The organism is Lactococcus sp. NH2-7C (assembly GCF_029953655.1).
Taxonomy (GTDB): Bacteria; Bacillota; Bacilli; order Lactobacillales; family Streptococcaceae; genus Lactococcus; species Lactococcus lactis.
The window spans coordinates 623,914-636,164 of sequence record NZ_CP124538.1 but is presented as its reverse complement, the minus strand read 5'-3'; the positions used below and the strand labels follow the sequence as shown (position 1 = coordinate 636,164).

The 12,251-nt window shown below is 34.2% G+C and carries 10 protein-coding genes; 7 read left to right on the top strand and 3 right to left on the bottom strand.

The features are described from left to right. Nucleotides 1-2: 2 nt before the first annotated feature. Nucleotides 3-674 carry an MgtC/SapB family protein gene (locus QJV49_RS03035; RefSeq protein WP_225512051.1) on the bottom strand — a complete coding sequence of 224 codons (672 nt, stop codon included), beginning with the start codon at nucleotides 672-674 and terminating at the stop codon, nucleotides 3-5. Between the two features lie 349 nt (nucleotides 675-1,023). Between QJV49_RS03035 and QJV49_RS03030 the strand changes: the two genes are divergently transcribed. The 3 genes from QJV49_RS03030 (at nucleotide 1,024) to ffh (ending at nucleotide 7,335) form a co-directional block, all read left to right on the top strand. Further along, entirely contained in the window at nucleotides 1,024-2,736 is a 1,713-nt protein-coding gene (locus tag QJV49_RS03030) for a ribonuclease J (RefSeq protein ID WP_225512052.1), read from the top strand. 48 nt (nucleotides 2,737-2,784) lie between these two features. Next, nucleotides 2,785-5,700: a leucine-rich repeat domain-containing protein gene (locus tag QJV49_RS03025; RefSeq protein WP_225512053.1), complete on the top strand. Its 2,916-nt coding sequence runs from the start codon at nucleotides 2,785-2,787 to the stop codon at nucleotides 5,698-5,700. 78 nt (nucleotides 5,701-5,778) lie between these two features. Continuing rightward, nucleotides 5,779-7,335 carry a signal recognition particle protein gene (ffh, locus tag QJV49_RS03020; protein ID WP_225512054.1) on the top strand — a complete coding sequence of 519 codons (1,557 nt, stop codon included), beginning with the start codon at nucleotides 5,779-5,781 and terminating at the stop codon, nucleotides 7,333-7,335. Nucleotides 7,336-7,363: 28 nt separating this feature from the next. Here ffh and QJV49_RS03015 read toward each other — a convergent pair whose 3' ends face one another. Together QJV49_RS03015 and QJV49_RS03010 are read right to left on the bottom strand one after the other, a co-directional pair. After that, nucleotides 7,364-7,906 (bottom strand): GNAT family N-acetyltransferase, encoded by a 543-nt coding sequence (locus tag QJV49_RS03015; RefSeq protein ID WP_225512055.1) that lies wholly within the window; start codon nucleotides 7,904-7,906, stop codon nucleotides 7,364-7,366. 81 nt (nucleotides 7,907-7,987) lie between these two features. Further along, entirely contained in the window at nucleotides 7,988-8,563 is a 576-nt protein-coding gene (locus QJV49_RS03010; protein WP_225512056.1) for an NADPH-dependent F420 reductase, read from the bottom strand. 172 nt (nucleotides 8,564-8,735) lie between these two features. Between QJV49_RS03010 and QJV49_RS03005 the strand changes: the two genes are divergently transcribed. The 4 genes from QJV49_RS03005 (at nucleotide 8,736) to QJV49_RS02990 (ending at nucleotide 12,203) form a co-directional block, all read left to right on the top strand. After that, nucleotides 8,736-9,443 (top strand): AzlC family ABC transporter permease, encoded by a 708-nt coding sequence (locus tag QJV49_RS03005; RefSeq protein ID WP_010906060.1) that lies wholly within the window; start codon nucleotides 8,736-8,738, stop codon nucleotides 9,441-9,443. Further along, nucleotides 9,430-9,756 carry an AzlD domain-containing protein gene (locus QJV49_RS03000; protein ID WP_225512057.1) on the top strand — a complete coding sequence of 109 codons (327 nt, stop codon included), beginning with the start codon at nucleotides 9,430-9,432 and terminating at the stop codon, nucleotides 9,754-9,756. The genes QJV49_RS03005 and QJV49_RS03000 overlap by 14 nt, the downstream gene beginning before the upstream one ends. Nucleotides 9,757-10,137: 381 nt before the next feature. Continuing rightward, nucleotides 10,138-10,944: a glutamate 5-kinase gene (gene proB / locus QJV49_RS02995; RefSeq protein WP_225512058.1), complete on the top strand. Its 807-nt coding sequence runs from the start codon at nucleotides 10,138-10,140 to the stop codon at nucleotides 10,942-10,944. 17 nt (nucleotides 10,945-10,961) lie between these two features. After that, the gene (locus tag QJV49_RS02990; RefSeq protein ID WP_225512059.1) at nucleotides 10,962-12,203 is read left to right on the top strand and encodes a glutamate-5-semialdehyde dehydrogenase; all 1,242 of its coding nucleotides are present in this window, start codon (nucleotides 10,962-10,964) and stop codon (nucleotides 12,201-12,203) included. The last annotated feature ends 48 nt before the right edge of the window (nucleotides 12,204-12,251 follow it).

Here is a 12,251-nt window from a genome sequence, read left to right as displayed (position 1 = left end):
GCTTAATATTCAATTGATTTAATCTTATCATTCAATTCCAAAAGACTCATTAACGAAGCGACTTCATAAGCATTTGGTAAGTTCAAATATAGATCTATTTTCAAAGAATTATTTGATTTTTTTTCAACTTTTATACTAAGAATTTTGACATTTTCCTCTTTCAGCTGTTGTTGCAACAGTTGAAGCCCTTCAAAATCTTCTAATTGAAGAATAAGATGATCGCTTGTCGCTGATTTTATCCATCGATAATTTTGGTGTAAAATAATTTGAAAAAGTAAAATAAGTAAAGTAGCTACAATACCTATAAAATATAATCCAGAACCGATAGCCATCCCAATACCAGACGTTGCCCAAATTCCAGCCGCAGTAGTTAATCCATTAACAGATTGATTATGAACAAAAATCATTCCAGCTCCTAAAAAGCCAATACCACTTACAATTTGAGCTGCTATTCTGGAAGGGTCTAGATTGACTCCATGAGTACTGATAATGTCCATAAAACCATATTTTGAGACAATAATCATTAAAGCAGCACTCAAAGCAACAATTAAATGCGTACGTGTGCCAGCGTTTTTGGAACGACTATTTCTTTCATAACCAATGGCATATCCACATACCCCAGCTAATATTAATCGAATTAACCAATCAAGTTGTGTTAAGAAAGTAATCTGCATAAAATTTCCTCCTTGTCATTTAAAACTTACCTTCCATTATATCGCTATTTTGATTAGAAAAAAAGTAAGACCCATAAAAAATGAAACTGACTTGCTTTTTTACTTGCTTTGGGTTAAACTTATATTAGTGTATTCTCGGTAGAGATTGGAATGCCAATCTCTTTTATTTTAATTCTAAGTAGAATTATCTTTTCAATATCGCTTGTCCCACTCGACCGACTTCGAGAGTGAATATGGCAAGGAAATTGCTAAAAACAGGACTGTAAATTTACTGACAGAATTTGTCAATAACTTACAGATTCTTTTTATATCGAAAAAATTATAAATTACACTGACAAGAAAGGTTTTTATGTCTAATATTAAAATCACTCCATTAGGTGGTGTGCGTGAATTTGGTAAGAACATGTATTTAGTTGAGGTTGAAGAGCAAATTTTTGTGCTTGATGCAGGACTTAAATATGCTGAAATGGATCAACTTGGTGTTGACTTTGTTATTCCTGATATTACATATCTTTTAGAAAATGCGGATCGTGTCGCAGGAATTTTCTTGACTCACGGACATGCTGATTCAATTGGGGCTTTGCCTTATATCGTTTCTGAATTAAAAGTTCCTGTTTTTGGTTCAGAATTAACAATCGAACTTGCAAAAATTAATGTCAAAAATTATGCTGACAGTCGCAAATTCAACGATTTTCATGTTGTAACTGAAGATACAGAAATTGATTTTGGTAAAGCCGTCATTTCATTCTTCTCAACAACACATACAATTCCAGAAAGTTTAGGAATTGTTATTTCTACAAATGACGGAAACATTGTTTATACAGGTGATTTCCGTTTTGATCCAGCTGTTGCAAAAGGCTATCGTACCAATATGCGCCGATTGGCTGAAATTGGAAATAGTGGCGTCCTTGCTTTACTTTCATCATCACCAAACGCTTTGTCAACAATGCAATCAGCGAGTGAGCATGAAATTTATGAAAAAATTTATGACTATATTGATGACAATGAAGGACGGGTCATTATTGCTTGTAACGCGGGTAATTTAGGACGAATTCAACAAACGATTGATGCTGCCATTAAACTTGGTCGTCGTGTTGCCTTTACAGGCGAAGATATGGACCAAATCATCGAAACAGCAACTCGTCTTAACAAATTACAAATTGTTGATAAAAAATCAATTATTAAACCAACAGAAATCAAAAAATATGCTGACAATGAATTAGTTATTTTAGAAACAGGACGAATGGGTGAACCCCTCAAATCTCTTGGAGATATGGCTCATCGTCGTCATAAATACGTTAAAATTAAAGATGGAGATTTAGTACTTGCTGTTACAAGTCCATCTGTCTCTTATGAAACAACAATTGCTCGTATTGAAAATGAAATCTATAAAGCTGGCGGAGTCATGAAAATGTTGGCTTCAGATTTGAAAATATCTGGTCACGCGAATGCTCGTGATTTGCAATTCTTACTTGATATCTTCCGTCCAAAAAATTTGATTCCAATCCAAGGTGAGTATCGTGAACTTAGTGCCCATGCTGATTTAGCAATGGAAATGGACATTTTACCAGAACATATCTTTATCGCTAAGCGTGGTGAAACAGTCAGTTTAGAAAATGGAGACATGATTCCTTCTGGTGTTATTCAAGCTGAAAATGTTATGATTGACGGTTCAGGAGTTGGAGATATCGGTTCAGTTGTTTTACGTGACCGTAAAGTGTTATCAGAAGATGGTATTTTCATTGCCGTTATCACAATTTCTAAGACTGAACGTAAAATCGTCAGCAAATCTCGTGTTCACACTCGTGGCTTTGTTTATGTTAAAACTTCACGTGATTTGATGCGTGAGGCTGGCGAGTTAGTCAATGAAACTGTTGATAAATATCTTTCTGGAAAAGAATTTGATTGGGCAGAAATCAAAGGTTCTATCCGTGATGCCCTTGGAAAATTTTTATATGAGCAAACAAAACGTAAACCAGTAATTCTTCCGGTAGTGATGGAAGCACGTCAACCTCAAGATTTAAATAAACGTTACACTAAAAAAAATCATAATAAAAAATAAAAGTTACAAAACCTCCATTTTTTCGTATAGAAAGTTAGGAGGTTTTTTATGTCTCAAAAATCAATAAAGAAAATAACGATGACTGTTGGAGTGGGATTAATGACAGCCATTCTTAATCCCACATTCTTGAATCATCAGTTGCTGACAGAATTGCCGGTTGAAGCCGCAACAAGTAAAATTACATATACAGATGAGCAAAAGATCACTTATAATCTTGATAATAATTCAATGACAGCAGAAGTTGCCTCCTATTCCGGTTCAGCAGGGGCTGATATTATTATTACAGATACCCTCACAGTTGGTGGAAAAACTTATGCTGTGACATCAATTGGGACCTATGCATTTTCAAATAGCGGGATTCATTCAGTTGTCATAGGGAATAATGTTGTAGATATTAATACGAGTGCTTTTCAAACAACAACAGCTTTTCCTGACTATTATAAAAAATCACTGACAGAAGTAGTTTTAGGAGCAAAAGTCCAAAATATAAAAACAGATGCTTTTGCTGGAAACGCCATAAGTAATATTGAATTTCCAAATTCTGTTCTAAAGATTGCGACAAGAGCATTTGCAAATAATAATTTAACGGAACTTTCCTTTGGTCCAAATATCACAGAAATTATGGCCAAAGCCTTTCAAAGTAACCAAATCACTACAATAGAATTTGCTGATGAATCATTGACAATAGTAGATTCAGCGGCCTTTTCTGGGAGTCCAGTTCATAGCTTGACTTTGGGAATTGGAGTGACTTTGGCTGATGACGTATTCAATAAAATCAGTCCTTTATTTGGTCAGTTATCAGATTTACCGTCAGATGGAATTAGGACAATTTCTGTCAATTCTAGTGGGCTTTTGGATAAAAGTTGGATAAATTCTGACAGTTCACAGTCGGCTTCTGTGAGTATAGAAAATGCAGATACAGCCCCTGTCTCTTCTTCCAATTCAGTAGAGCAAGCTGATGTTGCCAGTTCAGAATCAACACAAGAGACAAATTCGGCTTCACTCTATCCAATATCTGAAGCGAGTAGTATTACAGATAATACTTTAAATTCAACCGCTTCTTTAAACAGTAGTATTTCTAGCTCACAAACAGAAAATAGTCGGTCAGGAGCTTCCAGTACAGTAGAAAGTAGTTATGATTCAGAAAAACCTAATATTTTGTCTTCATCAAACCAACTTAATTCTAATTCAAGTAGTGAAAATGATTCAAACCAATCCTCATTAGGTTCAAGTATGTCCTCTAACGAAGAAAGTGAGCATTCTAATTCTTCTGATATCAACGAAACGAATAATAGTTCAGAAATAACCAATATTTTATCATCATCAATTCTGACAGAAAGTAATTCAGTATCAGATCAAGCAAGTTCTGAGGCTACAGTCAATTCAAATAGTAGTATCAGTTTATCCCCCTCAAACATGAGTTCGACTTCTGATTCAGAATCAGCAACTAATTCGTCTGATTTCTCTAATGTAGCAGAAGTAGCTAATAATTCCTTAGCTTCCGCAAACAATAGTTCAAGTTCAGTTTTATCCAGTACGAGCACAGCTGATAATTTAGAAATAAATCAATCTGGTTCTGATAATCTTATAGACACCAAGGCTAGCACGGAAATATCTACTTCAGAAGCTGTTTCAACTTCAAATCAAACAAGTTCTGAGGCTACGAACAATTCAAATAGTAGTATAATTTTATCATCATCAAGTATAAGTATAAATTTTAACTCAGAATCAGCAATTAATCAGTCTAATTCTTCTAAAGCAACAGAAGTAGATAATAATTCATCAACTCACTCCTCAGATATTTTAAATAGTGGTTCAAATGATAGTTTAGGTTCAGATTCTTCAAATCTTAGTAGTAGCCCTAATTTGGAAACGAATCAAACTATTTCGTCCAGACCAAGTGAAGTAAATAATATATCAGAAAACCCTAAGTACGTTTCCTCTTCAAATTCAGTTCAGGAAAACTTAAGTTTAATTCAGTCAGACCAGGAGATGTCTACTAACTCAAAAGGTAGCATAAGTTCACCTATCAGCACAGTTTCTAACTCACAACCAAAAGATAGTCAATCGAATCTACTTAATTCAACAGTAGGAATCAACAATCCAATAACTTTTAATAATTCATCATCAGAAAATTCCCCTACTTCTAATCTAAGTAGTTGTTCAAATAATAACCCAGCATTATCAGAAACAGGATATTCAAATATAGTTAACGAGGCACAAAGAGACAATTATTCAGAAGTTTCACATAGTTCGTCATCTCCAAATTCAATTGGATATAATTTGTCTTCAATACAAGCAATTTCGGAAAGTTCTAAAAGCTCAACAAACAGCTTAAGTTCACACTTATCAATTATGAACTCAAATTCTCGTCCACATAAAGAAGACGCTCAATCAAGTTTCTTTGATGAAGTAGAATCAAATGATAATATGGAGAGAGCTTCAGAACAATTGAATTCCATAAGTGATAGAACTCTTGTGAATTCTTTGACTAGCCAAAAATTATTAGTAATTTACAGCTTACCTAGTAAATCAAAAGCAACAAATGAAAAAAATAAAAATTCTGATACAATAAGTGAGAAACTCATTAGAGTTTCTCAAAAAAATGATGAAAGTCAAAATTTAGGACAAATAACTGATTTAGGCTTATTTTTAGACAAGGAAGTAGAAGTATCGGAAGATTCTAAAACAGGTGTGACTAAAGACTCTGATAATAAAGATATTGACCATAGTCAAAATTTTAAAACGGATAGTATAGATAAGGGATTTTTTAAAAGAACGGAAATTAATTCTAAAATACTTGATAGTGATAATGATATTTTACAGAAAACTAAGCTTTTAAAAAACAATAATCCGATAAGCAATAATTTTTTCATTATCTTAATAACAATTTTAGGAGTTTGCTTTACTTTCATATTTATATTTTTAAAAAAGAAGAAAAGAGTGAAAAAAGATATAGACTAGAACTTTTGATGTATTCAATTTTAGCTAAAGAAATGTTATAATGAAGTAATTGTAAAAAATAGAATTGGATTATAAAATATGGCATTTGAAAACTTAACTGAACGCTTACAAAACGTTTTTAAAAATCTACGTGGAAAGAAAAAAATTACTGAAACAGACGTCACAGAAATTACAAAAGAAATCCGAGTTGCTCTTCTTGAAGCCGACGTTGCTCTCCCAGTTGTCAAGAAGTTTATTAAGGCAATCCGTGAGCGAGCTGTGGGTGTTGAAGTATCAGAAGCATTAAACCCAGCTCAACAAGTAATTAAAATTGTTGATGAAGAATTAACAGCTATTTTGGGTGGTGGCGAGGCTGAATTACTTAAATCTCCTAAAATTCCAACAATTATCATGATGGTTGGGTTGCAAGGGGCAGGTAAAACAACTTTTGCTGGTAAACTTGCCAAAAAACTCAAAGAAGAGCAAAATGCTCGCCCTTTGATGATCGCAGCCGACGTTTATCGTCCAGCAGCGATTGACCAATTAAAAACCTTAGGTGAACAGCTTGAAATTCCTGTCTATGATGAAGGAACTGCTGAAAAACCAGTTAATATTGTTCGTAATGGTCTTTTAAAAGCTCAAGAAGAACGTAAAGATTATGTTTTGATTGATACTGCAGGTCGTCTGGAAATTGACGACACTCTAATGAACGAATTGCAAGAGATTAAAGCACTTGCTGAACCAACTGAAATTTTGCTTGTTGTTGATGCAATGACTGGTCAAGTTGCAGCACAAGTTGCTAAGACTTTTGATGAAAAATTGGACATTACAGGTGTGATTATCACTAAACTTGATGGGGATACACGTGGTGGTGCAGCATTATCAATCCGTGAAATTACAGGAAAACCAATTAAATTTACAGGGACTGGTGAAAAATTAACAGACCTTGAAGTTTTCTATCCTGATCGAATGAGTTCACGAATTCTTGGAATGGGTGATATGCTCACCTTGATTGAGAAGGCTCAAGCAAATTATGATGAAGAGCAATCAGCGAAACTAGCCGAAAAAATGGCTGAAAATCGTTTTGATTATGAAGACTTTGTTGAACAACTTGATCAAGTGACAAATATGGGTCCAATGGAAGATATCATGAAAATGATTCCAGGAATGTCACAAATGCCTGGTTTAGATAAGGTTAAAGTTGACCCTAAAGATATTGCCAGAAAACGAGCAATGGTTTTGTCAATGACTCCAGCAGAGCGTCATTTAGAGGCTGAACTATCGCCCGCTCGCCGTCGTCGGATTGCTGCAGGTTCTGGAAATTCATTTATTGAAGTAAATAAATTTATTAAACAATTTAATCAGTCCAAAGAAATGATGCAAGGAATCATGAACGGTGATATGAATGCCATGATGCAAAAAATGATGGGTGGAGCCGGTGGACAAATGCCGAATATGCCTGCGGGTTCTGGAATGCCCGATATGTCATCTTTGGGTGATTTACAAGGGATGATGGGTAATGGTTCAGCAAATGGGATGCCCGATATGAGTTCTATGTTTGGTGGTGGCTTAAAAGGTAAAGCAACTGAGTTTGCTATGAAACAAGCCATGAAACGTGCTCAAAAGAAAATGAAAAAAGGTAAGAAAAAACGTTAAATAAAAAAATAGGAGAACTCCTGTTTTTTTATTTAACTGATTTTTCTCTTTGAGTATATTCAGATTTAAGAATCCCCATAAAGTAGCTATCATGATATCTACCGCCAGCAAAGAATTGTTCCTTAATTGTTCCTTCAATTTTGAAACCTAACTTTTTATAGATATGAACAGCAGGAGCATTATCAATATCTACCCATAAATAAACTTTATGCATATTTAAAGTATTGAAAGCATAGTCAACACCTGTTTTCAATGCTTTTTGAGCGTAGCCTTTCCCGGAAAAACCAGAAATGATAATGATTTGAATTTCGCAGGTACGATGAATGTAATCAATAGACATAAGTTCCACAATTCCAATAAAAGTGTCATTGGCTTCAATTACAAAGCGACGTTCAGTATTATCATGGATATGTTTATCATAAAGACTGGTTAACTCGTCTAGTGATTCATAAGGTTCTTCAAACCATAGCCGCATTGTTTCAGCTTTATTATTTATGATATGAATATTTTTTAAATCTGTCCGTTCCAATGCTCTGATTTTCATTGTTGGTTCATTTGTTAATGTAGTCATTATACTACTCCTTGATTATATTTCTTTATAAAGTAAAAAGCCTTGTTATTTAATTATAACAAGACTTTATTTTTTAAGCGACTATTTGAAAATACCAAAACCACCGTCCCAAGAAATTTTTTCAGAAGCAGCTAAAGTAATTTGCAGAAAACCAATAGCTTCTAGTTCGCGAGCTCTTTTTAGTGAACCAGCGTCTAATAGACTCAAACCACTATTTTCAAGAGCCTTGATAATAGTCTTTTTTGCCTCCTGGCTATCGCTAGCAAGCAAAACTGTTGTTTGATGTTCATTTGCCATTTTTTTTGTTGCCAATGTATCGGAAAAAGTCGTATTAAAAGCCTTAACAATCATTGAATTTGGGAGTTGTTTAGCAATGAGAGCCGCTGCAGAAGTATCCGAAGGAACTAATAGACTATCAAATGTTGTGAAATCAACGGGGTTTGTAATATCGATAATTATTTTTCCTTGTAAATCAGTTGAATATTCTTTGATGATTCCAGCAATTGCGACATAGGGAACAGCTAAAACAATAATTTCACCCAATTCTGTTTTAGCTGAGTTTGATAAGATATAGTTGACTTCATTACCAGATGAACTAAAATTATCACCAATTGCTTTTCCCATCTTTCCTTTACCAAAAATACTAATTGTTACCATAGTCTTCCTCTTCTAAGGTTGATATTGTTATTAATTTGATTATATCATTGAAAAAATGAAATCTATAGCAACATACCTTGCAAAAATCAAGTGATTAATAAATTTTTATTGACAGTTAGTTAATATTTATGTGATAATGGTTAGATATAATCTTTTAGGGAGTGAGGGGAATATGAATTCGGAATTAACTTTTAAACAAGGCTTGAAAGATACAATGCCGACAGTTTTTGGATATATTGGGATAGGAATTGCGTTTGGGATGATAGGGCACAGCGAGGGGTTTAGCGTTTGGGTAATTTTATTACTCTCATTGATTGTTTACGCTGGTTCAGCACAATTTATCATGGTTAGTATGCTAGCAACTCATAGTCCTATTATGTCAATAGTATTAAGTGTATTTTTAGTTAATTCACGAATTATTTTAATGAGCATGACGACGGCTTCATATTTTAAAAATGAAAGTTTACTGAAAAATATTTTACTTGGGACATTATTGACCGATGAAAGTTTTGCTTTAGGAATGAATAAACAAAATTATACTGAGGGTAAACTGAATTTTTCTTGGTTTAATGCATCAAATTTACTAGCCTATTTAGTTTGGGCATTAGCCAGTGCTATTGGAGCTCTATTAGGGAATTTACTCGCAAATCCAGAAAAATTAGGTTTGGGATTCGCAGTTATCGCAATGTTTATTGGCTTACTTTATTTGCAACTTATTAGTGATAAAACTTTGGGTTTAATGCTACAGTTAGTCATGGTTGGAATTACCTTGGTTCTATTTTATTTTGGTTTGATATTTTTGCCAAGCAACTTGTTAGTTTTATTTGTTACTTTGATTGCTTGTGCTTTAGGTGTGGGGGTAAAACGTGTCTTCTTTTGAATTTATATCATTAACAATTATTGGATGCGCTATTGTAACTTGGATTTCAAGAGTTCTACCTTTTATTTTATTAAAAAAAATGAGTTTGCCTCAAATAGTTGTGGAATATTTAAGTTTTGTACCGGTAGTTATTATGTCAGCCCTATGGATTTCAAATCTTTTTATTCAGCATTTAGGTCATTTGCCATCAGTTAACTGGAATAATTTATTTGCTTCAATTCCAACGATTATTGCTGCCATTTTAACTAAAAATTTGTTAATCATTGTCATTGTTGGAGTGCTCTCTCTTGCGCTTATTCAATTAGCATTCTAAAAATAAAAAAGCATTAATTAATGCTTTTTTATTTTTAAATCAGGTAGTTTTAAAGGAGATACAATCAATTTCCAGTTCTGTGGATTAATAGAGTTATAAAAATAGGGGCTATATTTGAGCTACTTTAGGGGCTGAGACTATTGTCTACTGTCATCGAAATGGAATTTGAATTACTATGGCCGCTTAAAGACCGAAATGTGAGATAATGATAACGGCGATTAGCTTGGAAAGAGAAAGGACTCAACTTCCCAGACCCGATGCTTTGGTTTAAAGGCATAATTTTATAAAGTTGAGCTTTTAACGTGCCCATACAAAGGATTAGAGAATAGTAATTAATGATGTATTGAACCCTATTGATAAGATATGCTATAATAAATGATTATGACAAGAAAAAATATTTTGAAAGTTCAACGAATTGTGGTGAAGATTGGAACGAGTTCGTTGATTTTGCCAAATGGAAAAATAAATTTATCAAATATTGACGAGTTAGCTTTTGTTTTATCTGATTTGAATAATAAAGGTTATGAAGTGATTTTGGTGACTTCTGGAGCGATTGGTGTTGGCTTGAATGTGCTTGGTATGGATAAACGGCCCAAAGGAATTGCTGACCAGCAGGCTTTGGCTTCAATCGGTCAGGTTGAATTGATGAGTCTTTATACGCAAATGTTTCGTCGTTATTCGCAAAAAGTTTCTCAGTTACTTTTGACACGTGATGTGACTGATTTTCCAACGAGTCGTGAGAATGCTGAAAATGCACTAAATGCGTTACTTGGGCTTGGGATTATTCCAATTATTAATGAAAATGATGCTATTGCGGTTGATGAAATGGATCATCAAACAAAATTTGGTGATAATGATAAATTGGGAGCGATTGTTTCTAAATTAGTGAATGCTGATTTATTGATTATGCTGTCAGATATTGATGGACTTTTTGATAAAAATCCAACAATTTATGATGATGCGAAAATTTTTAATGAAATTCATGAAATTACTGATGAATTACGTCAAATGGCTGGTGGTGCCGGTTCGCGTTTTGGAACTGGCGGGATGACTTCAAAATTGGCGGCTGCACAGATTTTATTTGAAAATGGTCAAGAAATGGTTCTGACCAATGGCGAACGGATTCGAGAGATTAAAGAAATTATCGAAGGACGTGAGATTGGGACTTATTTTCATCAAAAATCTTGAGAAAGAAGGATAAAACGATGATTGAAGAACTTGGATTAAAGGTTAAAAAGGCGAGCAAAGAAGTGGCAAAGCTATCAACTGCTGACAAAAATGTTTTTTTGCAAAAATTAGCTGACAGCCTTATCGAAAATACTGACAGAATTATTTCTGAGAATGAAAAAGATTTGGCTAACGCTCTGGAACATGGAATTTCTGAGATTATGGTTGACCGTTTGCGTCTAAATGCGCAAAGAATTTCTGATATGGCAACAGGGTTGAGACAAGTTGCAGAACTTCCTGACCCAATTGGGCAAGTATTGCAAGGTTTCACTAATCTTGATGGACTTAAGATTTTGCAAAAAAGAGTGCCACTTGGCACTGTTGGAATGATTTTTGAAAGTCGTCCAAATGTGACTATCGATGCTTTTTCTCTTTGTTTTAAAACAGGAAATTCTGTTTTGTTACGCGGTGGGTCTGACGCGATTTATTCTAATATGGTTTTAGTTGAAATTATTAAGGAAAATTTGCTGTCAGCAAAAATTACTGACGGAGCAGTTGAATTGTTATTTGACACAAGTCATGCTGAAGCGGAAAAAATGATGCAGGCGGATGAATTTTTAGATGTTTTGATTCCGCGAGGGTCAGCGCGCTTGATTAATCGTGTCAAGGAAAAAGCAACGGTTCCTGTCATTGAAACTGGGGTGGGTAATTGTACAATTTTTGTTGATGAATCTGCTGATTTAGAAATGGCGACCAAAATTGTGATAAATGCCAAAACACAGCGTCCTAGTGTTTGCAATGCAGCCGAAAGTCTAGTGGTTCACGCAAAAATTGCTGACGAATTTTTACCTAAATTGGAAAATGAAATCAATAAAGTTCATGAAATTGAATTTCGTGCTGACGAGCGTGCGCTGAATGTTCTGTCAGCTGGAATTCCTGCAACTGAGGATGATTTTGGGACAGAATTTTTAGATTATATTCTGTCAGTAAAAACGGTTGATAATTTGGATGAAGCAATTGAGCACATTAATACTTATTCAAGTCGTCATTCAGAAAGCATTGTCACTCATGATTATTTCAATGCGCAAAAATTTCAAGATGAGATTGATGCGGCAGCCGTTTATGTTAATGCGTCTACAAGATTTACTGACGGTTTTGTATTTGGCTTAGGTGCTGAAATTGGTATTTCAACTCAAAAACTTCACGCCAGAGGGCCAATGGGCTTAGAGGCTCTAACCTCAACTAAATATTTGATTGATGGCACAGGACAAATTCGTTAAAAATAGTAAAATACTCGACTTTTTATAAGCCGAGTCTTTTAATTCATC

Excerpts from the sequence above, each read along its gene's own strand:
- QJV49_RS03035 (WP_225512051.1), bottom strand. The coding sequence starts at position 674 with ATGCAGATTACTTTCTTAACACAACTTGATTGGTTAATTCGATTAATA.
- ffh (WP_225512054.1), top strand. The coding sequence starts at position 5,779 with ATGGCATTTGAAAACTTAACTGAACGCTTACAAAACGTTTTTAAAAAT.
- QJV49_RS03030 (WP_225512052.1), top strand. The coding sequence starts at position 1,024 with ATGTCTAATATTAAAATCACTCCATTAGGTGGTGTGCGTGAATTTGGT.
- QJV49_RS03010 (WP_225512056.1), bottom strand. The coding sequence starts at position 8,563 with ATGGTAACAATTAGTATTTTTGGTAAAGGAAAGATGGGAAAAGCAATT.
- proB (WP_225512058.1), top strand. The coding sequence starts at position 10,138 with ATGACAAGAAAAAATATTTTGAAAGTTCAACGAATTGTGGTGAAGATT.
- QJV49_RS03025 (WP_225512053.1), top strand. The coding sequence starts at position 2,785 with ATGTCTCAAAAATCAATAAAGAAAATAACGATGACTGTTGGAGTGGGA.
- QJV49_RS03005 (WP_010906060.1), top strand. The coding sequence starts at position 8,736 with ATGAATTCGGAATTAACTTTTAAACAAGGCTTGAAAGATACAATGCCG.
- QJV49_RS03015 (WP_225512055.1), bottom strand. The coding sequence starts at position 7,906 with ATGACTACATTAACAAATGAACCAACAATGAAAATCAGAGCATTGGAA.
- QJV49_RS02990 (WP_225512059.1), top strand. The coding sequence starts at position 10,962 with ATGATTGAAGAACTTGGATTAAAGGTTAAAAAGGCGAGCAAAGAAGTG.